The following is a 21,908-nucleotide window of genomic DNA, read 5'->3' as shown; positions in this document are numbered from 1 at the left end:
CACATTACATTTTATCTACTACTCTTATACCAAGCAAGTCAAGACCTCTTTTTAATACTTCTCCAGCTAAATGAGATAATAATAACCTTGATTTTAATGTTTCTTCTTCTTCTTTCAATACAGGAAGATTATTGTAGAATGAATTATATGTTTGTGCTAATTCAAAGAGATAATCAGCAATTAAATTAGGTTTATAATCTTCAGCAGCTCTAATTGCAACAATTGGTAACTGGGTTAATAACAATCCCAATTTTCTTTCGAGTTTTTCTGTTATTTTTAGATTTGCATTTTCAAATGTATAGCCTTTTTCTTCAGCTTTTCTTTTTAATGATTGTATCCTTGCATATGTATAAAGTAAGTAAGGAGCTGTATTTCCATCAAAGGCGAGCATTTTATCCCAGTCAAATATAATATGGCTTATTCTGTTTTGACTGAGGTCAGCATATTTTACAGCACCGATTCCAATTGCTTCTGCAATTTCTTCTTTTTCTTCTGGAGACAATCCTGGATTCTTCTCTTCAATGATTTCCTTTGCTTTTTCAACAGCTTTATCAAGTAATTCTTCTAATTTTATCACATTACCTTTTCTTGTAGAGAAAACACCATCAGCAAATCTCATTAATCCAAACCATATATGCTGATAATTATCATCCCAGCCTAACTTTCTTGCAATATTAAATACCTGTTTGAAATGTGTTTGTTGTCTTTCATCAGTTACATATAATATTCTATTAGGATTATATGTTTCTCTTCTAAATTTTATACATGCAAGGTCTGATGTTGCATATAAGAAAGCTCCATCCTTTTTCTGAATAATTGCTGGAGGTAGATTTTCTTCTTCGTCAAAAAATACAACAACAGCACCTTCACTATATGTTGCAATACCTTTATCAAGAAGCATTTTTACAATTTCAGGCATAATATTGTGATAATGTGATTCTCCATAATATGTATCAAATTCTATATCCATTCTTTTATATATTTTATTATATTCTTTTAATGATAAATCAATAAATTCCTGCCATAATTTTCTATTTTCTGGATCTCCATCCTGTAATTTTTTGAGTTCCTGTCTTGCTTCTTCTAAAAGATCAGGATTATTTTCAGATTCTTTTTCGAATTTCACATAAATTCTTTCCATTTCACCAATAGGATCTTTTTCATAATTTTCCTTATCAAGCCATAATCTATAACCTACAATTAATTTTCCAAATTGTGTTCCCCAGTCACCAAGGTGATTATCTCCAATTACATTATAACCAAGATATCTATAAATTCTTTTTATAGCATCCCCAATAACAGTACTTCTTAAATGACCAATATGCATAGGTTTTGCAATATTTGGTGAAGAATAATCGATAATAACATCGCCTTCTCTATCAATAAATGAAAAATCAGGATTTTCTTTTTCAATTTTTGGCAAGTATTCAGTTAAAAATACATCTTTTACATAGAAATTTATAAATCCTGGTCCTGCTATTTCGATTTTTTCTATAATATCATTTTCGGGGAAATTATCAATGATTTCTTGTGCTATCATTCTTGGAGCTTTTTTTAAAACCTTGGCATTTATCATAGCAAAATTTGTTTGAAAATCACCAAAGTTATCATTAGCAGTTCTTTGTACTACAGGTTCTTTTAATTCAACATTATATAAATTCTTGATAGAATCCATTAACAACTCTTCGAGCATTTTTTCAATTAATTTCATAATATCACACTCCTCTTTCTTTATTTTTTATAATCATATTATATCATAACTTGTTAAAAAAATAATAAATCATAGATGTATTTTTTGCATATAATCAAAATTTTAACCATAAAAAACTGTATTTAATAAGCAAATAAAAGTTAAGAATGCTATAAAATTTAGTAACGTTAAAATTATAACAAATAAAATGTAGTAATAATAAGTGTTATAGAATAATATTAAAAAAATATTTCAATTGAACAATTTTGCTGATTTTGAAGTATAATATATACGGAAATCAAAAAACGATGAAAATAAGGAGGGTGATAATATGGCTGAAAAAGAATACGTAGTTGGTATCGACCTTGGTACAACTAACTCAGCTATAGCATGGATGAAACCAGATGGAAATGTAGAAGTTATTCCTAATGCAGAAGGAAAAAGAACAACTCCTTCTATAGTACATTTTTCAAAAGATGGAACTGTAATTGTAGGTGAACCTGCAAAAAGACAGGTAATATTACATCCAGATAGAACAATCAGATCAATAAAAAGAAAAATGGGTTCTGATTATAAAGTAAGTATCGATAGTAAAAGCTTTACACCACAACAGATAAGTGCTTTTGTATTACAGAAATTAGTAAGAGATGCAGAAGCATATCTTGGTGGAAAAATTAAGAAGGCAGTTATTACAGTTCCAGCATACTTTAATGATGCACAAAGACAGGCAACAAAAGAAGCTGGTGAAATTGCTGGTTTAGAAGTATTAAGGATTATCAACGAACCAACAGCAGCTTCAATTGCATTTGGTTTAAACAAAACACATGAAGATAAGAAAATAGTAGTATATGACCTTGGTGGAGGTACATTTGATGTATCAATACTTGATGTTGGAGAAGGTGTAATCGAAGTTGTATCAACATCAGGAAACAACCACTTAGGTGGAGATGACTTTGACCAGAGAATTATCGATTGGTTAGTTGAAGAATTCAAGAAAGAACATGGTTCAGATATTTCAAATGACAGACAGGCAATGCAGAGGTTAAAGGAAGCTGCAGAAACTGCAAAGATTGAATTATCAACAAAACTCGAAACAGAAATTAACTTACCATTCTTAACAGTTGTTAATGGTCAGCCAGTACACTTACAGAAAACATTAACAAGAAAGAAATTCGAAGAATTGGTAAGAGATTTAATTGAATCAACAAGAGGTCCAATTGAAACAGCATTAAAAGATGCTGGACTTTCACCAGAAGAAATTGATGATGTATTATTAGTTGGTGGTTCAACAAGAATTCCAGCAGTTCAGGAATTGGTAAAATCAATATTCCACAAAGAACCAAGTAAAGGTGTTAACCCTGACGAAGCTGTTGCAATAGGTGCTGCTGTTCAGGCTGCAATTATGACAGGAAATACAGATCAGGACTTAGTACTTGTAGACGTTACACCACTTTCACTTGGTGTTGAAGTAAAAGGTGGATTAATGGAAATTATTATTCCTAAGAACAGTAAGATACCTATTAGAAAGAGTAAGGTATTCACAACAGCTGCTGACTTCCAGACAGAAGTTGAAATCGGAGTATTCCAGGGTGAAAGGCCAATTGCTAAGGATAACTTCTTCCTTGGAAGCTTTAAATTAACAGGAATACCACCAGCACCAAGGGGAGTGCCACAAATAGAAGTTTCATTTGATATAGATGCTAACGGTATAGTAAATGTTTCAGCAAAAGATTTAGGAACAGGAAAACAGCAGTCAATGGTTGTAACAGGTAGAAATAAACTTTCTTCAGAAGATATTGAAAGAATGATACGAGAAGCTCAGGAATATGAAGAGCAGGATAAGAGAAAGAGAGAAGAAATCGAACTCAAAAACCAGGCTGACGACCTTGCATATCAGGTAGAAAAGTTAATCAATGAAAATAAAGATAAAGTACCAGAAGATCAGAAAGCAAGATTAGAAACATTAATTAACGATGTAAGAGATGCTATAAATAACAATGATATTGCAAAATTAAAGATAGTAATGGAAGACTTAAAGAACGAATCAATGAAACTTGGTCAGTTGATTTATCAACAGGCACAGCAAACAGCTAATGCTGACGCAGGCGCAGCAGGACCAAATCCTGAAGACACACAAAATCCAAATAACTAATAAAAAAGCCGGATTTCAAAATCCGGCTTTTTATTTTATATAATTTTTAATAACTTCTATGTCAATATTTCCTATAATACTTCCCCTATTTTTACCACCGCCACCTTTAAGTTCAGGATAATCTTTTCTAATATTGTTTATTAATTCCTTACAATCAATGATTCCTGAAGATATTTCGTATCTGTTTTCTTTTTTTGTAACAAATAAAATTTCATTCATCGGAAGGAATTTGGGAAGATAATTTATATAATCTTCGTTTGAATCAATATAGATAAATTTTATATTATTTATTGTTTTAGCATTTTCTAAGAATTTTTTAGCCATTATTTCAGCATATTTTTCGCTTAATTTTTCGTATGCGCTTTTATATTCTTTCATTTTTTTCAATGTTTCTTCAACTCTTATAGGTGTTTCTTCTATTTTAGCAGTTAAAATATGTGAAATATCTTTTGTAATATTAATTCTTTTTTCATAATCCTCAATGGCCCTGTTTCCAGCTACAAAATATAATCTCGTTAGATTCCCTTTTACCTTTTCCTTTGAAATGATTTTTACCAATCCAATTTCGCCTGTATTTTTTACATGAAATCCACCACATGGATTTATATCAAAATCACCAATCTTTATTAATCTTACATCTCCTTGAACCTTATCGCTTAACTCTTTTCTGAGATTATATTTTTTTATTTCTTCTTTTGAAGTAATAATTTCTTCAACAGGTAAACACTTTTGTATTATTTCATTGGATAATCTTTCAGCTTCTTTTTCTATTTTTTCATCTAATTTTGCGGTGTTTAAATCTATTGTAGTATATTCTTCAGCCATTCTAAAACCAACGGTATCAAGATCAGTAATTTGTTCAAAAGCAGCTGATAAAATATGTTGAGCTGTGTGTTGTTGTGAAATATCCTTACGTCTTTTTAAATCGATTTCATAATCATATTCTCCGGGTTCTATTTCTTTATCGATTTGATGATAATATTTGTTATTTTTATATTCCACAAAAAGCACGGTTGCTTCTCCTATTTTTCCTCTATCTCCAAGTTGTCCGCCTTTTCCGTCTGGATAAAATGGTGATTCTAAAGAGATTGCATATATTTTCTTTTTTTCTTTTATAACTTCTTCAATCTTTATCATATTGCACCTCCTGAGATTATAATAGATTATAATATCAAATATCGTCCGTTTTCTCTAAACCATTTTCTGCTTTCCTGATAATCCTCACAGTATTTTTCTACATAATTCCAGAAACTTTTTTGATGATGTTTATATATAATATGAGCTAATTCATGTACAATAATATAATCCAATTTTCTTTTTGGAGCCATGATTATTTTAAAGTTAAAACTGAGATTGTTTTTGCCTGAACAACTGCCCCAACGTGTTTTTTGATCTCTGATGAAAACTTTGCCGTATTGTAATTTCATTATTTTTGAATAGTATTCCAATCTTTCGTTTATTATCTTTTTGGCCTGATTTTTATACCATTTTATAACCATATTTCTTTTTAAATCATAATTGTCGAAAAAGTCTTTTTTTAGTGAAATATATAAAAAATCATCTAAAATTCCAACGCCATAATTCCCTTCCATAATCATTAAAGTATATGTCTTACCAAGATACAAAAACTTCTCTCCTGAAACATATTTTCTTTCAGGAATTTTTTGTTTTTTAAATATCATTAGTTTCGAAACAATCCATTCTCTTTTGTTAAATACAAATTTCTTTGCTTCGTAATCTGAAATCCAATTTGGAATTCTAACAATTACTTCACCGTCTTCGGAGATTATTATAGACATTGTTTTTCTTTTTGGTGATTTTATTATATTATATTCAATATCAAAATATTCCGTTTTCAAGATATTCTGTTTCTTCACCGTAACACACCTCTAATATTTATTCAGTGTGAATTATAACATATTAATACACTTTTTACAAACTATTATATTTTCGATATTTTATGTCAGGAATTTTTACAATAATTTGATAGAATTATAATAGTAATCCTAAAAGATCAGGGAGGAAGTATAATGTTAGAATTACAAAATATAAGTTTTAATGTAGGACCAAGAAAGATTATTGAAGATATATCTTTTAAATTTGAAGAAAAGAAAATATATGCAGTTTTAGGGAATAATGGTGTTGGAAAGTCAACCTTGGCAAGAATAATAATGGGACTTGACGGATATAAAGGAAATCATGGTGGAAGAATAATATTTAATGGTGAAGATATTACAGATTATTCGATAACTGAAAGAGCTAAATTGGGAATTACAATGGCATGGCAGGAACCAGTGAGATATGAAGGACTTGGAGTAAAGGAATATCTTACATTGGGAAAGAGGATAAATTTAAGTGATGCGGAATTAATAGAGATATTAAACCTTGTGGGTCTTAATCCTTTTTATCTTCATAGAAAGGTTGATAAGACACTTTCGGGTGGTGAAAGAAAGAGAATAGAATTAGCATCATTAATTATATTAAAACCAAAATTTGCTATTTTTGATGAACCGGATTCCGGAATAGATATGATGTCAAATATAATGATTGAAAGAATATTCAAAATGATAACCTCAAATGGCGGAAGTGTTTTAAGTATTACTCATAGGGAGGAAATTGCAGAAATAGCCGATGAAGCATTTTTAATCTGTTCAGGAAGAATTAAATCACAGGGAGATCCAAAAATTGTTTCTGAAGTATATAAAAGCACATGCGATAATTGTGCACATATAAATGTACCTGTTGAAGATATGGATAATGAGGTGAAATTATGAACATAGAAAAAAATTATGCTAAAGAATTTGAAATGATAGAAAAAGCCTATGAACAGGCTGGTGGTGATATAAGTAACTTATTAAGTAAAGATATAGTTTCTATTATTATCAGTGGAGATAAAATACTTGGTAAGAATACTGTAGAAGGAATAAATATAATAATTCATAAAGCAGAAGATGGTGTTGTTGATTATGAAATGATTATAGATGATGGAGTTAAAATGGATAAACCTATTCATTTATGTGTTGGCTTTTTAAGGAATCAAGGAGAACAATACATAAAGGTTAAATATACAATAGGAAATAATTGTGATGTAAAATTCCTTTCTCATTGTTCGTTCCCGTTTGGAAAGATTCACCATAAAATGGATTCAGAAATGTATATTGGTGAAAACTCTATTGTATTTATGGAAGACGAGCACTTTCATAATGAAAAAGATGGAATATTTTTAGAAACATATTATTATACAAAGGTTGCAAAAAATTCTGTATTTGATAGCAGATTTAGATTAACGAAATCAAGAGCTGGTGAGTTAAAAATTGAAATGACAGTGGATCTTGACGAATCTTCTAAAGCATTGCTTGAATCCAAAGTCTGGGGTAAAAAAGATGATAAGATTAATATAAAAGAAGTAGTGAATTTAAATGGCGAAAAGGCTTCAGGTATTGCCAAAACATATGTTTTTGCTCAGGATTCAACAAATGCAGAAGTAATAAATGAAGCTTATGGTAATGCACCATATTCAAAGGGGCACATTGAATGTACAGAAATCAGTAAAGGTTCAAATGTTCATGTAAGTACAATTCCAATATTGAGAGTTAATAACGATTTAGCAGAATTGACTCATGAAGCATCCGTTGGAAGAGTTAATCCACAGCAATTAGAAACGTTGATGGCTAAAGGACTTACAGAAGATGAAGCCACGGAATTGATTATAAAAGGAATTTTAAAATAATGTATTCTTGACATAAGAAATAAATTTTTTTATAATATTTCATGATAAATATATTTTTAAGGGGGGATCTAAATGGGGATGGAAGATCAACTATTTAAAAATATATTATCTGATAAGGAAATGCTTGTTGAATTTATAAATATATTTTTACCAAAATTGAGATCCTATAACATAAAACCAGAAAATATAAAAATAGAGAATACACGTTTCACTGATTTAGCCTATGGAGATAAGGAAAGTGATTTATTGTTTAAAATAAAGTATGATGAAAGAGAAATGTATTTATTTTTGTTAATTGAACATCAGTCAAGTGTTGATTATTTGATGCAATTTAGAATATTAGAATATATGATTAGAATATGGAGAGAATATATAAAAAGTTTTAAAAAAGAATCAAGAACAAAAGGTTTCAAGCTTATACCTATAATCCCCATAGTATTCTATACAGGGAAAAGAAAATGGACAGCCGAGAATTGGTTTATGAAAAAAGTAGAAAATTGGGAAATGTTTTCAGAATATGTACCATCATTTAAATATGAAATAATAGATCTAAGTCAATTAGAGGAAGAAAGGTTATTAAGAATAAAAAATGCATTGGGACTATTATTAACCTTAAATAAGTCGGAAACAGAAAGGATAATAGAAACGTTAAAAGAGATAAAGAAAGAATTAGAAACTCTTCCGGAAACTGAAAAAGCGAAATTTAAAGAATATGTAGGTATAGTAATTAATGTATTAACGAATAAAACTGGAATCGATAAAAAAGAACTCGAGATATATGAAAATGAGGAGGTGGAGGGAATGTTTGAAAACTTTATAAGAACAGTTGAAGAAGCGATAAAAGAAAGTAAAGAAAAAGCAATGATTGAAGGAAGAAAAGAAGGTTTAGAGCAGGGATTACAAGAAGGATTACAACAAGGATTACAGCAAGGATTACATAGCGCAAAAGTTGAAGATGTAATAAAATTATTAAAAAGAAAATTTAAAGAAAAAGATATAGAAAAATTAAGAAATAAAATTGAAAATCTGGATATAGATGATTTAGATTATATTATAGATAATATTTTCGAAATTTCATTTGATGAATTGAAAAAATACTTAAATAAAAGAATGAATTAATAACATAAAGATTTATTAGGAGGAAGATATAATGGATAATATAGAATTAGTTGTTAAGGTATTATCTGAATCAAAAGAACCTTTAAAATCTGCGGAAATAGCAGAAAAAGCGGGAATTGATAAAAAAGAAGTGGATAAGGCAATAAAGAAATTAAAGAAAGAGGAGAAAATTGAATCTCCAAAGAGATGCTACTATACTATAAAAAAGTAATCTAGACTGAAACCTTTAAGGTTTCAGTCTATTTTTTTGTAAGGGAAATATACATTTGAAAGGAGAGGTTTTAATGAAAATAGCAGTTATAGGATTTGGTGCAGCAGCTGTTGGATTTTTGAAGGAAATAGACACATCTAAACATGAAATTACAGTTTTTGAAATGAATGCAGATATTTATTCATCCTCTATTAGTGGAATTAGAGCTGATGGGAAGCTCTTTGTCTCTTCAGAAATGGGAGGAGATTTAGAGGAAATTTTATATAATAAAACATTGCAAAAAGAAATTGTGGATTATTATTGTAAGCTTGCAGAGACAGAACCTGAAATTGGATCTAGAGAGAATCTTGAAGAACTACAAAAGAAATTTTTTATTAACGGCTTTAAACTTGTAGAATCAGAATTTTTTCATATTGGAACAGATAAATTGAAGATTTTTCTAAAAAATGCACATGAGGAATTTTCTAAAAAAGGAATAGAATTTAAATTTAATTCCTTTGTTAAAGATATTGAAGTTAATGAAAAAATATTAATTAAATATATCGATAGAAAAAGTCGTGAAGAAAAAAAGGAAGAGTTTGATAAAGTGTATATTGCAGTTGGAAGGAGTGGATTTAAGCTAATAGATACCTTAACAGAGAAATATCCGGATATAATATTATCGAATACAAAGGTGGATTTAGGAGTAAGATTTGAATTGCCGGATATAGTTGTTAAAGAGCTTAATGAGGCATTATATGAATTTAAAGTGAAATTTAAGTCTTCAAATGGTCAATTGGTAAGAACATTTTGTAATAATCCTTCGGGATATGTTGTTACAGAAAAATACTCTGATTTTATTACTGTAAATGGTCACGCAATACATGATCAAAAATCGACAAATACTAATTTTGCAATTTTGGTAACTCATTCGTTTACAAAACCTTTTAATGATCCAAATGGATATGGTTCATATATAGCAAAATTATCCAATATTTTAGCAGGCGGAGATAAAATAATACTTCAAACATATGGTGATTTTAAAAAAGGAAAAAGAACAAAAAAATTATGGAAGGTATTTCCAACTTTAAATAATGATGAATATGTTCTTGGTGATCTTAATTTAGTTTTTCCAAGTAAGACCTCTACATCATTAATAGAATTTATAGATAATTTAGATAAAATAATTCCTGGAATTGCAGATGAAGAAAATTTATTATATGGAGTAGAAGTAAAATTTTATGGTAAAAAATTAAATAACGATTTATTTGAAAATCTTAAATTTATAGGTGATTGTTCTGGACATACAAGAAGTATAGTTCATGCTACAGCACACGGTATTCTTGAAGCGCGAAAAATAGCAGAAAATTAATTTTTCCTTGAATATATCGTAAAACTAAAACTTTATACTTTACTTAGAAATACTAAAAGATGGAGTGTTGAATATGGATAATTGTGATTTATTAGCAGATATATTTAAAGCTTTATCTCATCCTACAAGATTGAGAATTTTAAAAATATTAAATAATAAAGAATGTAATATTCTTGAGATTTCTGAAAAGCTAGGGCTTACGCAGTCAAGCATATCTCAACATATAAAAATTCTTGAAGATGTTGGTTTAATTAAAAAAGAAAAGGTTGGGAATATTGTATATTGTGAATTAAAATATCCGCATATTTTTGAACTCTTTGATGATGCAAAAAATATTATTCATTCAGAACTTAAAAGTGCACATAGTATTATAAATAATGAATAAAAAGAAGCTCCGAAAATTTCGGAGCTTCTTTTTTTAGGAAGGAGTAGCAATAAAAGTTACAATTGATATCTTTTCATTTCTAATAATACATCTTTTAATTCAGTCATTGAATCAAATCCTTCGTAGTATGATCTTGTCTTTTTTTCTTTTAAAAAATGTTTTTTTCTTTTCAACATATTAAAACCCCCTTTTTAAAAAATATTATTATTTAATTTCTCTCCATCTTAATAGACGTGGTTATTTTAATTTTATTTATATATACTTTAATTTTTATAAGTTCAACCCTATTATAACAAAAAAATTTTTATTTGTCAATAGCAAATATTAAAATATCATAAATTTTTTTATAGAAAATTCAATTTTTTTATAAGTGGCTTTAAAAAAATTAAAGTATATATTATAAATAAAAAAGTCAGGCGTTAAGCCTGACCTTTCAAAATACAATTATTGAGTATATTTGATTAAATGAGGTGGTATTTTATTCGATTGAACTATATTGGAAAAAACTTTAGCGCTATGTCGAGGATTTATGCGATTATTTATAGAATCAAATTCAAATAATCCGTATTCGGCACTAAACCCTTCTTCCCATTCAAATAAATCAAAGATATTTTTGTGAAAATACCCCATAATCTTAATATTATTGTTTAATAACTCATGAATATAGGAAATTGTTTTTATCAAAAATTGAGATCGATAAATATCGCTTTCATCAGCAATGCCGATAGAAGAAATTACAATAGGTTTATCATATTTCTTTAATTCTGGTATCTCAATATTCAATTTTTCTGGATAAATATTATTTCCAATATCATCTTTTTGAACTGTACGGGGTAAACCTGATGTTTTATCATCGTAAAATGTAATTCCCAGAAAATCCATATAATTTTTTAAAACATTAAAAAAAGTATTATCATAATTTGTATTTTTGATAATTCCGACCTTGGAATAAATATTATTTTTGTGTATTAAAAGATATAATTCCTTATAAACTTTTATTATGTTTTCTTTAACTATTTCAGAAATTTTTTCATCGCTAATCCCCGGAGGATATAAACCTTTTTTATACGCATAATCAATATATTTTAAAGGTTCATAAAAAGGAATATAGTAATCAACTATATCTTTAAATTCATTTACTATTTCTTCAGTGTATGAAATTAAAAATTTAAGATTTTCATCATTCTGAAAACCACCTTTTTCTTCAAACCAGATTGGAAAAGTAAAATGGTTTAAAATTAAAAATATTTCAATTCCTTCTTTTTTCAGAGATAGGATAAAGTTTTTATAACTTTCTAATTTTGCACGATTGATATATCCCATTTCAGGATATATTTTTGCCCATTCTATTGAAAACATTAAGGAATTTAATCCTATATTTTTAGAAATTTCAAAAGTTTCAGAAAATAAATTCTTCTGAAACTTTTCTATGATTTTTAATGTAGTACCGTCTTTTATTTTTCCTTTTTTCTGCCATTCATCCCAGTTTGTACGATCATTCATTTTTTCTATTTGATAAGAATCAAATATTCCACCCCATAAAAATCCATCATAAAAATAAACTTTTTCCATAAAATCCCCCATTTATTTCATTTATTTTGAGATTCCAAAAGCTTTTAATATAACCCTTTTTCTTCTTTGTCCGTCAAATTCAGCATAAAAAATCTCCTGCCATGGTCCCAAATCAAGATCACCATCTGTTATAGGAACTATTATTTGATGGTGCATAATTAGATTCTTTAAATGAGCATGACCGTTGACCTCACCTGTCCAATGATGTTTATATGGATAATTTTGAGGAGCTAATTTTTCTAACCATTCTTTAATATCTTCAATTAATCCGGACTCATAATCATTAATATAAACTGATGCTGTAAGATGCATAGCGGAAACCATTACATATCCATCAATAATACCGCTTTCTTTTACAAAATCTCTGACTTCATCTGTTATATGAATTATTTCTATGGGTTTTTCAGTATTGAACCATAAATATTTAGTAACGCTTTTTACAGAATTTCCGTAGACTTCTTTATCAAACGCCATCTTCCCCCTCCTAAACTTTAGGTTTTTCTCTCATTGATTTCATGGCAATCTTTTCGAAAAATCTTAGTATTTTGGTAAATACTCTTTCATGCTTTGAAATTGGTTTAACTTTTATTGTATAAAAATTATTTTTATTACCTGCAATTATATCAGTAAATAATTGATCACCAATTAAAACACATTGAGATGGAGGAATATTATATTCCTTAATTTTTTTTCTAATCTTAAAAGGAAAAGGTTTTAGAGAATATCCCATTACATCGATATTATATCTTTTTAATTCTTCTCTAATATTATGAAATCTATGCTCTTTACCATTAGATGCAATTAGAATTTTAAAATCTTTTGATAAATTATCAAATAAATTTAATATCTCATCTGGCAATTTTTCATTTCTCCAGGTAGTTAATGTGTTATCAAAATCAAAAATCAAAAGTTTAAAACCTTTATCTTTTAATTTTTTATAGTCTATTTCAAAAACATCGTTAACAAATTCGTTTGGTATAGTATGATCAAGCATTCTAAACAACCACCCCAATGTATAAAAAAATGTATAATATAAAATTTTAGAAAGAAAAGCGGCAATTTTTTTAAAAAAAGAATCAATTTCGTATGTATATGGATTAACCAGAATAGTATATAATCCCAATCTGTTTCCTAATAAAATATCTGTAAAAAATAAATCTCCAATTATCACAGTTTCAGCAGGTGTTGTTTTTAAATCTTCAAAGATTTTTTTAATTTTTATAGATAACGGTTTATGCATACGCCAATATATATGGATATGTTCTCCAGCTTTTTCTTTTACATGTTTTATTCGTTTTTCTGGGGCATTTGATACAATTGCAATCTTAAATCCAAGATTAGATAATTTTTCAAATAAAACAATAGTTTTATCATCAATCTGTTGTTTCCAAGGAGCAAGAGTAAAATCATAATCAAATAGTAAAGTTTTAAAACCGAGTTTTTTTAATCTGTTATAATCAATTTCAAAAATACTTGGATAATTTTCATAAGGTATAGGGATAATTCTATATATCCCTTTTTTTCTGGAATTAGACTTCCCCGTTGTTGGGTTCAATCTTTACAACCTCCAGATCAGTCATTTCTTTTAAAGAATTTATTAATTTTAAAGATTCATCAAGAGTATCTTTTGGACATATGATTTTCATCATGTTGTTTTCAACAACATTTCTTACATTCATTAAATTATCAACAGACTCAAGTAAATAAGTGACAAGATGTATATCCTCTTTTTTTACTTTAACGTATACATCATATTCTAAAACATCGGAATTATTCATTTTTCTCATCCTTTCTCATATTTAGATTTTCTATATTTTACCGAATTATTCTTAAATATATTTTACAAATCACAGAATTTCTGCTGCTTTAGATGCAAGTTCAGACCTTTCTCCTTTCAAAAGATACACATGAGCAGCTAAAGGAGATTCTCTAAATTTTGAAGAGACATATGTAAGACCATTTGATGAAAAACCTAAATATGGATTATCAATCTGGAATGGATCACCGGTTAATACTATCTTTGTATTTTCTCCTACTCTTGTAATTATAGTTTTTATTTCATGAGGAGTCAAATTTTGAGCTTCATCAATAATCATATATTGTTCCGGAATAGATCTTCCTCTAATATATGAAAGAACCTCTATTTCTAATATTTCTCTTTTTTCAAGGTATTCATCGGGTTTTTTCCCTTTTCCCTGGAATAAATAATCAAGATTATCGTATATAGGCTGCAACCATGGTTTCATCTTTTCTTGAATTGAACCAGGTAAAAAACCTATATCTTTTCCAACAGGAATTACAGGTTTTGAAACAAGTAATTTTTTATATTTTTTCTCATCTAAAACCTTGAAAAGTCCCACTGCTAATGCCAATAACGTCTTTCCGGTTCCAGCGCTTCCAACAAGAGTTACAAGTGGAATTTCATCATTTAGTAAAGCATCAAATGCAAAAATCTGTTCTCTGTTTCTCGGATTAATCCCAAAAACTTCTGTAAATAATGAAACATCAAGTTTAACCAAGGCTTTTTCTTTTTCAGAATATCTATAATAATTGCCATTATTAAGATCAAAATATGTGTTAGGTGAAATGTTTTCGTGATTTTCAATGAGGTTTATATTTATCTTATCCTTTTCAATAAGTTTTTCTTCAATATTTAACTCCATAAATCCTTCAAAATAATCTTCATATTCAATACGATCTGTAAGGTAGTCTTGAGCCACTATTCCAATGGCTTCTGCTTTTATTCTAATATTAATATCCTTAGAAACAAGATAAGTTTCATGTTTTTTATCGTGTTCCTTTAAATACATTGCATACATTAAAATAAAATCATCCATCTTTCTCCCTAAATATTTAGGAATCTTAAAGCCATTTTCTTCAAGGGTTAATATTCTTAAACAACCTCCATTTTCGAGTTTTACGCCTTTTCTTAAATTACCGTCTTTTCTTAATCCGTCTAATACTCTATTTACTTCTCTAGCAGCGGCACCTGTTCTTTCACCGCGTGTTTTTAAATTGTCAATTTCTTCTAAAACAGGAAATGGAATAATAACATTGTTGTCCTGGAAATTAAAAATAGCTTTTGGATCATGAATTAATACATTTGTGTCGAGCACAAAGTTTTTTACCATAACTATCCCCTCCATCTTTTTATGAAATCAGATAGACTCTTTAAGCCAAAACGTTTTATAAAAATTAAAAATAATTTTGCAGTCATCAAAGCATCGTCATATGCTCTATGAGATTTTCCCTCATATATTTTGAAGCGTTTTGATAAATGTTCCAATGAATATGGGCCTGTTTCCAATAAAGCTTTTGACAATTCCAGAGTATCGATATAATAATTGTTTAAAGGTAAAATACCGCTTTCTTTTGCAGCAACATCAAGAAATTTCATATCCATTCTTGCATTATGGGAAACCAAAATTGTACCTGAGACATATTCTTTGAACCTTGGAAAAACCTCTAAAATAGTTGGTGCATTTTCTATATCAGTATTATTAAGCTTATGGAACTGTGAAACTTCACCAGGAATTCTAATATTTGGATTTACCAATGTATGAAATTCATATTTTCTTTTTATTCTCCCATTAAATATAGGAATAGCAGCTACCTCAATAATTCTATCTCCTAAATAGGGTTTTAACCCGGTAGTTTCAAGATCAAAAGCAACAAAAACCTGTGTATCTATTCTTTCCATTAGAATACCTCCTAATATAAGTATAACACAAATTTGATATGCAAAACAATGAAGAGTTTCTATAATTTATTTTTTTTGATAATTTTATGTTAAAAGCTTTTTATTTGAGACTTTTTTTGATATAATAATATGGCAAAAATTCCGCTCTTTTAAATAAGGGCCAAAAATGTCCGAGGAGGTGTATGGTAGTGAAAAGGATTTATGAAGTTATGTTTATTGTTTCTCCAGAATTATCTGAAGAAGCAAGAAACGCAGAAGTAGAAAAAGTTAAATCATGGATCGAAGAAAAAGTTGGTGGAGAAATTGAACACTGGGAAAGATGGGGTATGAGAAAATTAGCTTACAGAACCCATCAAGGTTATACAGAAGGTGACTATGCTTGGGGAATTTTCAAAGCAGAACCAGATAAGGTAAACGAATTAGACGGTCTTTTCAGAATTAACAGCCAGAACACATTCAGATGGCAGGTATTCAGAAGAGAAGACTTAGAAAAAGCTGAAAAAAACAAAGCAAAAAAAGCTGAAGAAACACAGGAAGTTATTGTTGAAGAACCAGTAGCTGCTGACGAAGAATAAGGGATGATATTATGAGCTATTCATTCAACAGGGTTATACTTGTTGGAAGACTTACAAGAGATCCAGAAGTAAGAATGACAACTTCAGGAGATAAAGTCGCAAATTTCACACTTGCTGTAGATAGACCAAATTGGAATAATGATTTCAACGGTCAAAAAACTGACTTCATAAGGGTTGTTGTTTTTGGAAAAAAAGCAGAATTTGCTGAAAATTACCTCAAAAAAGGTGTTTTGATTCTTGTTGAAGGTGCTTTAAGAATAAATACCTGGAGAGATCAAAACAATAATTATAGGGAAAGAGCAGAGGTTTCAGCTTCCACAATACAATTTATGGAGTCAAAAGCAAGCAGAGATGCATATATAACAAATAATTTTGAAGATAATTCAAATATAGAAGTTATTGAACCGACTATCGACGAAGTAAATGATGATTTTGATGACTTTTCAAATGATGAATTTCCTCAATTTTTCCCAATTGATGATGCGGGAACCGAGGATGATACCCCACCAAATTTTTAGGAGGTGAACAACATGGCATTTAGAAGACCAAGAAGAGTAAAAAAATGTAAATTATGTTCTCAAAAAATAGAATATATTGATTATAAAAACGTTGATTTATTAAAAGATTTCATTAACGAAAAAGGTAAAATAATTCCAAAAAGATTAAACGGAAATTGTTCAAAACACCAGAGAATGGTTAAAAAGGCAATTAAAAGAGCAAGACACATGGCATTATTACCATTCATTAGTGACTAATAATATAAGGAGGCTGAGGCCTCCTTTAATTTTTGTTATTCCATTTTCACATTAAATTTAACTAAATTGTGATATACTTAATAAAGAAAGAAACAAGGAGGGGTTATATGAAAGTAATGTTATTGAAAGATGTAGCAAAAGTTGGTAAAAAAGGGGAAATAGTAAAAGTTTCTGACGGTTACGGAAGAAACTATTTAATACCAAGAGGACTTGCAATTGAAGCGAAAGAAGGAGAAATAAAACACGTTCAAAAAATACAGGAAGTAAAAAAAGAAGTAAAACAAAAAAGAAAAGAAAAAATGGAAAAATTACTTAAACAACTCCAGGAAAAAGTTTATAAATTAAAAATAAAATGTGGAAAAAATGGAAAATTATTTGGAGCAATTACAGCAAATGATATTGCAAAACATATAAAAGATAGTACAAATATCGATTTTGATAAAAGATGGTTTACAGAAAAGGTTAATATTAAAGAAGTAGGGTTATATACACTAACAATAAAACTTCCAGAAGGTGTAAAAGGAGATATTAAGGTTAAAATAGAACCGTTAGAAGAATAATGGATGGTGAAAAATTTTGGAATTTATAATTCGTTCAAAGGCATTATATACTACATGGGTTTATTATAAACCTGATAGGCTTTTATTTGATGTAGGCGAAGGAATAAGCGCTGCGTTAGGAAACAAGATATACAGTATAGAAAAGATATTTATTTCACATTCTCACGTTGATCATATTGCAGGTTTGTGGGGATTTATAAATACCAGAAACAATGCAATGGGAAGTCGAGAAAAAGGGTTAACAATTTATTATCCTAAAGGTTCTAAAAATATAGAAGAATATCTAAACTTTATCCAGAGAATGAATAAATATTTAAGATTCAAACTTGAATTTATTACCGTTGAACATGGTGATATTATCCCTTTAAAAAATAACAGATATTTAAAGATTTTCAAAACAAGGCATACACCAGGCGAAAAATCTGTTGGTTTCCAGATTCTTGAAAACAGAAAACGTTTAAAAAGTGAATATCAAAATCTATCTGGAAATGAAATAAAGGAATTAATAAGTAAAATGGGTAAAGAAAATATATTGGAAAAATATACAAAAAAATTAGTTACTATTAGCGGAGATTCGTTACCTGTATCACCGGATATTATAGAAGATAGTGATATATTGGTACATGAATGTACTTTTATAAGAGAAAAAGATAGAAAATTGCGCAATCATACATCATTAGACGAAATAAAAAAATTATTAACACAAATTAAGCCAAAAAAGGTTATTCTTTATCATATTTCAAGCCGATATACAAGGTTAATTAAAAAAACAAAAGAAGAATTATCCAGTGAATTTAAGGATATAGAGTTTCATATTGTACATCCAGAAGAAATTTCCATAATATAGCGAAACATATGGAAAGGGGGAGTTAAAATGCTGGAATGGCAATTCTGGATAATATTGGGGATTATTTTTGTTATTCTTGAAATTATTACACCAACATTTTTCTTTTTATGGTTTGGAATTAGTAGTTTTATTACTGCCATATTAGGAATATTTACAACAAACAAAATAATTACAACCACATTTTTTATAATACTATCCTTTATACTTGTGATTTTTTCAAGAAAAATTGTAAGGCCATGGCTTAAAAGTTCTGAAAATAGAAAATTCAGTCTTGATGAATTAGAAAATGCAACAGGAATTGCAATTTCAGATGTTGGGAAAAATAAATCTGGAATAGTAAAAATTTTCGGTGAAGAATGGAAAGCAATGTCGGATGAAGAAATAAAATCAGGGGATAAAATTGTAGTTTTAAAAAGAGAAGGTAATACATTAGTTGTAAAAAAACTTTCTTGAAGGGGGATGATTAAGGATGTATTTATTAACTATTATAGCTGTATTTGTCATTTTAATAGCAGCTACAAGTTTAAAAATTATAAGGCCATATGAAAAAGGTTTAATTGAACGTCTTGGGAAGTTTCATAGAGAGGCTCAACCAGGATTACAGTTTATTATTCCTTTCCTTGATAGAATGATAAAGGTTGATATGAGGGAACGTGTAATTGATGTTCCACCACAAGAGGTTATTACAAAAGATAATGTTATTGTAACCGTTGATGCTGTAATCTATTATGAAATAACAGAAGCATTTAGAGTTATCTATAATGTAAATAATTTCCAGCTTGCAGCTATAAAACTTGCACAGACAAATTTAAGAAATGTAATAGGTGAACTCGAACTTGACCAGACATTAACCTCAAGGGAAATGATCAATACCAGATTAAGAGAAGTGCTTGATGACGCCACGGATAAATGGGGTGTTAAAGTAACAAGGGTAGAAATTAAAAAGATTGATCCACCAGATGATATAATGGAAGCAATGAGTAAACAAATGAAGGCTGAAAGGATGAAAAGGGCTGCAATATTAGAAGCTGAAGGTTATAAACAGGCAGCTATCTTAAGAGCTGAAGGAGATAAACGTTCTGCTATATTAAAAGCCGAAGGTGAAGCTGAATCTGTAAAAAGAGTTGCTGAAGCTAAGAAATACAAATACGAAGTTGAAGCAGAAGGTCAGGCAAAAGCTATTATTAACGTATTCAAAGCAATACATGAAGGTCAGCCAACAGAAGATTTATTAAAGGTAAAATACTTAGAAACTTTACAGGAAATGGCAAATGGTCAGGCTTCAAAATTATTTATACCTTATGATATAATGGGCGTTTTAGGATCTGTTGCAGCAATGGTTGAATCAAAATTGCCACAGGAGAAAAAAGAAGAAAAAAAGGAAACTTCTGAATAAAAAGAAAGGAGTTTTTTAATGACGTTTTATTACATATATTTGATTTTTGAATGTTTTGTAGCATCATTTCTGGCATTCTTCCTTGCACAGTATTTTATAATTTCAAACAAAAGACCTTTCTTTATAATTGAATTCTTTAACATGTATAACTTTTTAGGAAGTGTTGTGCTTCTAAAAATGCTAAATGTGGAATATTATAAATTAAGTAATCTATTATTGTTTATTTCGCTTATTCTATTTTATACAAGATCATTTATGACAGCTAAGGATAAATTTGATAGCAGATTTAGATCAATGATACTTTCATTTGGATACACAAGGGAATCATATTTCTATCGTTTTCTTATGAAAAGAATCTTGATTAGAGGACTTGAAGGCTTTTTCTTTTCAATAGCGGCGATATTAATGATTAATAAAATTCCATTCTGGTATAACTTTTCAAATAATTTTGATGAATTTATGTATGTTGTGTTATTTTTATTTGGTGCTGGACTTATTAAATCATCTAACTATGGAAAAATTTCAAGAACATAAATCAAAAAAGCTTCCTGATTTTCAGGAAGCTTTTTTATTAATATAAAAAACCTATAAGCCAGAGAGGAATGGAATTTTTAACTGGAATTTCAATGTCATCTTTTAAAACAAAATCAGCCTTTTTAATTTTTTTATTTTTCCCACCAACTTCAATAAGTTTTTCATCAATTACAAAGTCACCATATTCTTCTTTTTTAGATGAATATACCTTCATTCCCGCTTCTGAAAAGAGTGCAGCAACATATGCTTCTCTTAAGTTTCCAGAATCACCATTAAAAATTTTATATATTCCAGGATCATATAAAAATATTTTTGAACCTACAGAATTGAGTTTATAATCTTTTTCATGTCTTATAATTCTTATTACTTTTATAGCTTCAAGAGCATTTAGAAGTTGATAAAGCTTTTCTTTTCCAATTGAAAATTCTTTACACAGTGAATTTATTATAAGTCGTGGTATTTTAGCTAATGCTAGATATCCAATGATTGCATTTATTATTCTTAAATAATTTTCTCGTAATTGTGGAAGTAAAAATAAAATATCTGATTGTATGGACTTTTCTACAATTTTTAAAAGCTTATTATCATACATATGTAAATCTTCAAGAAAAATTGGTCTAAATCCATGGTCTATATAGTCTCTATATAATGAGAGTACGTTAATTTCGGAAATTATTTTCTTGATGATTTTGGGATCATAATCAAAAGGATCGATTATAGGATAAAGTTTTCCATCAACAAGATAAATAAATTCGCGAAGTGAAAGCAAAGGAATTTCTATAATTGGAAAACGTCTTGAAAGATCAGAAACTCCTTTTTGTAAAATTATACTGCTACTATCACTTACCCATATATTCTTATCAGGAAAGACATCATAAATTCCTTTTAAATGAATACTCCAATCATTTGCAAAATGAACTTCATCAATAAAAACACTTTCATAGCCTTTTAAAAATGCGGCTTCTACAAGATCAAATAATGGTATTGTTGAAACAATAGGGTTATCTGCTGATATATATAGAGCATTTTTTTCTTTTAAATTTTTTAATAAAAAGGTTGTTTTTCCAGTTCCACGAGAACCAACTAACATTAAATTTTTTGTATCTTTGTTAATAGTATCAAAAAAAGGTCGGAATTTTTCAGGTAAAATATAAAGCAGTTTTTCCTGAAAAATTTCTAATTTTTCAATTATTAGATCTTTGTTCATCCTTACCACCTCTTTAAGTCCTGAATCAGAACTAAATATGCATAAAATAGTTCTATATAAATATATTATACCATAAAAATACATAATTTAAGAATATATTGGTTCTGCCTCAGAACTAAATATG

At 28.6% G+C, this 21,908-nt stretch carries 25 protein-coding genes; 15 read left to right on the top strand and 10 right to left on the bottom strand.

Features of this window, described 5'->3' with window-relative positions:
* Window positions 1-4 precede the first annotated feature (4 nt).
* Entirely contained in the window at window positions 5-1,711 is a 1,707-nt protein-coding gene (gene argS, locus MARPI_RS02260) for an arginine--tRNA ligase (RefSeq protein WP_014295976.1), read from the bottom strand.
* A gap of 310 nt (window positions 1,712-2,021) precedes the next feature.
* Here argS and dnaK point away from each other — a divergent pair, with 310 nt between their 5' ends.
* Window positions 2,022-3,842 carry a molecular chaperone DnaK gene (gene dnaK, locus MARPI_RS02255; RefSeq protein WP_014295975.1) on the top strand — a complete coding sequence of 607 codons (1,821 nt, stop codon included), beginning with the start codon at window positions 2,022-2,024 and terminating at the stop codon, window positions 3,840-3,842.
* Between the two features lie 30 nt (window positions 3,843-3,872).
* On the opposite strand, the gene MARPI_RS02250 is transcribed toward dnaK, so the two are convergent.
* Entirely contained in the window at window positions 3,873-4,979 is a 1,107-nt protein-coding gene (locus tag MARPI_RS02250) for an alanyl-tRNA editing protein (protein ID WP_014295974.1), read from the bottom strand.
* Window positions 4,980-5,005: 26 nt separating this feature from the next.
* On the bottom strand, window positions 5,006-5,719 hold the full coding sequence (locus MARPI_RS02245; RefSeq protein WP_014295973.1) for a M48 family metallopeptidase: 714 nt from the start codon (window positions 5,717-5,719) through the stop codon (window positions 5,006-5,008).
* Window positions 5,720-5,872: 153 nt separating this feature from the next.
* On the opposite strand from MARPI_RS02245, the gene MARPI_RS02240 reads away from it, so the two are divergent.
* The 6 genes from MARPI_RS02240 to MARPI_RS02215 all read left to right on the top strand — a co-directional run bounded on the left by MARPI_RS02240 (window position 5,873) and on the right by MARPI_RS02215 (window position 10,638).
* Window positions 5,873-6,616, top strand: coding sequence for an ATP-binding cassette domain-containing protein (locus MARPI_RS02240; protein ID WP_014295972.1), 744 nt, complete (start codon window positions 5,873-5,875; stop codon window positions 6,614-6,616).
* Window positions 6,613-7,572 (top strand): SufB/SufD family protein, encoded by a 960-nt coding sequence (locus MARPI_RS02235; RefSeq protein WP_014295971.1) that lies wholly within the window; start codon window positions 6,613-6,615, stop codon window positions 7,570-7,572. The genes MARPI_RS02240 and MARPI_RS02235 overlap by 4 nt, the downstream gene beginning before the upstream one ends.
* A gap of 72 nt (window positions 7,573-7,644) precedes the next feature.
* Window positions 7,645-8,691, top strand: coding sequence for an Rpn family recombination-promoting nuclease/putative transposase (locus MARPI_RS02230; protein ID WP_014295970.1), 1,047 nt, complete (start codon window positions 7,645-7,647; stop codon window positions 8,689-8,691).
* Between the two features lie 31 nt (window positions 8,692-8,722).
* Window positions 8,723-8,902 carry an HTH domain-containing protein gene (locus tag MARPI_RS02225; protein WP_014295969.1) on the top strand — a complete coding sequence of 60 codons (180 nt, stop codon included), beginning with the start codon at window positions 8,723-8,725 and terminating at the stop codon, window positions 8,900-8,902.
* Window positions 8,903-8,975: 73 nt separating this feature from the next.
* Window positions 8,976-10,253 carry an NAD(P)/FAD-dependent oxidoreductase gene (locus MARPI_RS02220; protein WP_014295968.1) on the top strand — a complete coding sequence of 426 codons (1,278 nt, stop codon included), beginning with the start codon at window positions 8,976-8,978 and terminating at the stop codon, window positions 10,251-10,253.
* 73 nt (window positions 10,254-10,326) lie between these two features.
* Window positions 10,327-10,638 (top strand): ArsR/SmtB family transcription factor, encoded by a 312-nt coding sequence (locus MARPI_RS02215; protein WP_014295967.1) that lies wholly within the window; start codon window positions 10,327-10,329, stop codon window positions 10,636-10,638.
* A gap of 444 nt (window positions 10,639-11,082) precedes the next feature.
* On the opposite strand, the gene MARPI_RS02210 is transcribed toward MARPI_RS02215, so the two are convergent.
* From MARPI_RS02210 to MARPI_RS02185, 6 genes are all read right to left on the bottom strand, one after another.
* Window positions 11,083-12,210, bottom strand: coding sequence for a family 1 glycosylhydrolase (locus MARPI_RS02210; protein WP_014295965.1), 1,128 nt, complete (start codon window positions 12,208-12,210; stop codon window positions 11,083-11,085).
* 21 nt (window positions 12,211-12,231) lie between these two features.
* On the bottom strand, window positions 12,232-12,684 hold the full coding sequence (locus MARPI_RS02205) for a secondary thiamine-phosphate synthase enzyme YjbQ (protein WP_014295964.1): 453 nt from the start codon (window positions 12,682-12,684) through the stop codon (window positions 12,232-12,234).
* A gap of 10 nt (window positions 12,685-12,694) precedes the next feature.
* Entirely contained in the window at window positions 12,695-13,765 is a 1,071-nt protein-coding gene (locus MARPI_RS02200; protein ID WP_014295963.1) for a YqeG family HAD IIIA-type phosphatase, read from the bottom strand.
* A complete protein-coding gene (locus tag MARPI_RS02195; protein ID WP_041638449.1) occupies window positions 13,740-13,988 on the bottom strand; it encodes a DUF4911 domain-containing protein in 249 nt (82 codons plus the stop codon). The genes MARPI_RS02200 and MARPI_RS02195 overlap by 26 nt, the downstream gene beginning before the upstream one ends.
* 69 nt (window positions 13,989-14,057) lie before the next feature.
* A complete protein-coding gene (locus MARPI_RS02190; protein ID WP_014295961.1) occupies window positions 14,058-15,341 on the bottom strand; it encodes a PhoH family protein in 1,284 nt (427 codons plus the stop codon).
* Between the two features lie 2 nt (window positions 15,342-15,343).
* Window positions 15,344-15,910 (bottom strand): 3'-5' exonuclease, encoded by a 567-nt coding sequence (locus MARPI_RS02185; protein WP_014295960.1) that lies wholly within the window; start codon window positions 15,908-15,910, stop codon window positions 15,344-15,346.
* Between the two features lie 188 nt (window positions 15,911-16,098).
* Here MARPI_RS02185 and rpsF point away from each other — a divergent pair, with 188 nt between their 5' ends.
* The 8 genes from rpsF to MARPI_RS02145 all read left to right on the top strand — a co-directional run bounded on the left by rpsF (window position 16,099) and on the right by MARPI_RS02145 (window position 20,577).
* Window positions 16,099-16,485, top strand: a complete 387-nt coding sequence (gene rpsF / locus MARPI_RS02180; RefSeq protein ID WP_014295959.1) for a 30S ribosomal protein S6 — start codon at window positions 16,099-16,101, stop codon at window positions 16,483-16,485.
* Window positions 16,486-16,496: 11 nt separating this feature from the next.
* Window positions 16,497-17,003: a single-stranded DNA-binding protein gene (locus MARPI_RS02175; protein ID WP_014295958.1), complete on the top strand. Its 507-nt coding sequence runs from the start codon at window positions 16,497-16,499 to the stop codon at window positions 17,001-17,003.
* A 12-nt stretch (window positions 17,004-17,015) separates the two neighbouring features.
* A complete protein-coding gene (gene rpsR / locus MARPI_RS02170; RefSeq protein ID WP_014295957.1) occupies window positions 17,016-17,240 on the top strand; it encodes a 30S ribosomal protein S18 in 225 nt (74 codons plus the stop codon).
* Window positions 17,241-17,347: 107 nt separating this feature from the next.
* Window positions 17,348-17,800 carry a 50S ribosomal protein L9 gene (gene rplI / locus MARPI_RS02165; protein ID WP_014295956.1) on the top strand — a complete coding sequence of 151 codons (453 nt, stop codon included), beginning with the start codon at window positions 17,348-17,350 and terminating at the stop codon, window positions 17,798-17,800.
* A gap of 16 nt (window positions 17,801-17,816) precedes the next feature.
* Complete coding sequence (locus MARPI_RS02160; protein ID WP_014295955.1) at window positions 17,817-18,647, top strand: MBL fold metallo-hydrolase; 831 nt, start codon at window positions 17,817-17,819, stop codon at window positions 18,645-18,647.
* A gap of 27 nt (window positions 18,648-18,674) precedes the next feature.
* A complete protein-coding gene (locus MARPI_RS02155) occupies window positions 18,675-19,100 on the top strand; it encodes an NfeD family protein (RefSeq protein ID WP_014295954.1) in 426 nt (141 codons plus the stop codon).
* A gap of 16 nt (window positions 19,101-19,116) precedes the next feature.
* Window positions 19,117-20,043, top strand: coding sequence for an SPFH domain-containing protein (locus MARPI_RS02150; protein WP_014295953.1), 927 nt, complete (start codon window positions 19,117-19,119; stop codon window positions 20,041-20,043).
* Between the two features lie 18 nt (window positions 20,044-20,061).
* On the top strand, window positions 20,062-20,577 hold the full coding sequence (locus MARPI_RS02145; RefSeq protein ID WP_014295952.1) for a hypothetical protein: 516 nt from the start codon (window positions 20,062-20,064) through the stop codon (window positions 20,575-20,577).
* Between the two features lie 37 nt (window positions 20,578-20,614).
* Here the strand turns inward: MARPI_RS02145 and MARPI_RS02140 are convergent, their stop codons facing one another.
* Complete coding sequence (locus MARPI_RS02140) at window positions 20,615-21,784, bottom strand: ATP-binding protein (protein ID WP_014295951.1); 1,170 nt, start codon at window positions 21,782-21,784, stop codon at window positions 20,615-20,617.
* Window positions 21,785-21,908 lie beyond the last annotated feature (124 nt).

It is taken from the genome of Marinitoga piezophila KA3 (assembly GCF_000255135.1).
GTDB classification, from domain to species: domain Bacteria; phylum Thermotogota; class Thermotogae; order Petrotogales; family Petrotogaceae; genus Marinitoga; species Marinitoga piezophila.
The sequence above is the reverse complement of the archived record's forward strand: the minus strand, read 5'-3'. Positions and strand labels throughout refer to the sequence as shown.

Coding starts and splice junctions, on each gene's coding strand:
- MARPI_RS02205 (WP_014295964.1), bottom strand. CDS start 12,684: ATGGCGTTTGATAAAGAAGTCTACGGAAATTCTGTAAAAAGCGTTACT.
- MARPI_RS02210 (WP_014295965.1), bottom strand. CDS start 12,210: ATGGAAAAAGTTTATTTTTATGATGGATTTTTATGGGGTGGAATATTT.
- MARPI_RS02235 (WP_014295971.1), top strand. CDS start 6,613: ATGAACATAGAAAAAAATTATGCTAAAGAATTTGAAATGATAGAAAAA.
- MARPI_RS02150 (WP_014295953.1), top strand. CDS start 19,117: ATGTATTTATTAACTATTATAGCTGTATTTGTCATTTTAATAGCAGCT.
- MARPI_RS02220 (WP_014295968.1), top strand. CDS start 8,976: ATGAAAATAGCAGTTATAGGATTTGGTGCAGCAGCTGTTGGATTTTTG.
- MARPI_RS02145 (WP_014295952.1), top strand. CDS start 20,062: ATGACGTTTTATTACATATATTTGATTTTTGAATGTTTTGTAGCATCA.
- argS (WP_014295976.1), bottom strand. CDS start 1,711: ATGAAATTAATTGAAAAAATGCTCGAAGAGTTGTTAATGGATTCTATC.
- MARPI_RS02140 (WP_014295951.1), bottom strand. CDS start 21,784: ATGAACAAAGATCTAATAATTGAAAAATTAGAAATTTTTCAGGAAAAA.
- MARPI_RS02230 (WP_014295970.1), top strand. CDS start 7,645: ATGGGGATGGAAGATCAACTATTTAAAAATATATTATCTGATAAGGAA.
- MARPI_RS02240 (WP_014295972.1), top strand. CDS start 5,873: ATGTTAGAATTACAAAATATAAGTTTTAATGTAGGACCAAGAAAGATT.
- dnaK (WP_014295975.1), top strand. CDS start 2,022: ATGGCTGAAAAAGAATACGTAGTTGGTATCGACCTTGGTACAACTAAC.
- MARPI_RS02195 (WP_041638449.1), bottom strand. CDS start 13,988: ATGAATAATTCCGATGTTTTAGAATATGATGTATACGTTAAAGTAAAA.
- MARPI_RS02155 (WP_014295954.1), top strand. CDS start 18,675: ATGCTGGAATGGCAATTCTGGATAATATTGGGGATTATTTTTGTTATT.
- MARPI_RS02190 (WP_014295961.1), bottom strand. CDS start 15,341: ATGGTAAAAAACTTTGTGCTCGACACAAATGTATTAATTCATGATCCA.
- MARPI_RS02185 (WP_014295960.1), bottom strand. CDS start 15,910: ATGGAAAGAATAGATACACAGGTTTTTGTTGCTTTTGATCTTGAAACT.
- rplI (WP_014295956.1), top strand. CDS start 17,348: ATGAAAGTAATGTTATTGAAAGATGTAGCAAAAGTTGGTAAAAAAGGG.
- MARPI_RS02175 (WP_014295958.1), top strand. CDS start 16,497: ATGAGCTATTCATTCAACAGGGTTATACTTGTTGGAAGACTTACAAGA.
- MARPI_RS02225 (WP_014295969.1), top strand. CDS start 8,723: ATGGATAATATAGAATTAGTTGTTAAGGTATTATCTGAATCAAAAGAA.
- MARPI_RS02215 (WP_014295967.1), top strand. CDS start 10,327: ATGGATAATTGTGATTTATTAGCAGATATATTTAAAGCTTTATCTCAT.
- MARPI_RS02250 (WP_014295974.1), bottom strand. CDS start 4,979: ATGATAAAGATTGAAGAAGTTATAAAAGAAAAAAAGAAAATATATGCA.
- rpsR (WP_014295957.1), top strand. CDS start 17,016: ATGGCATTTAGAAGACCAAGAAGAGTAAAAAAATGTAAATTATGTTCT.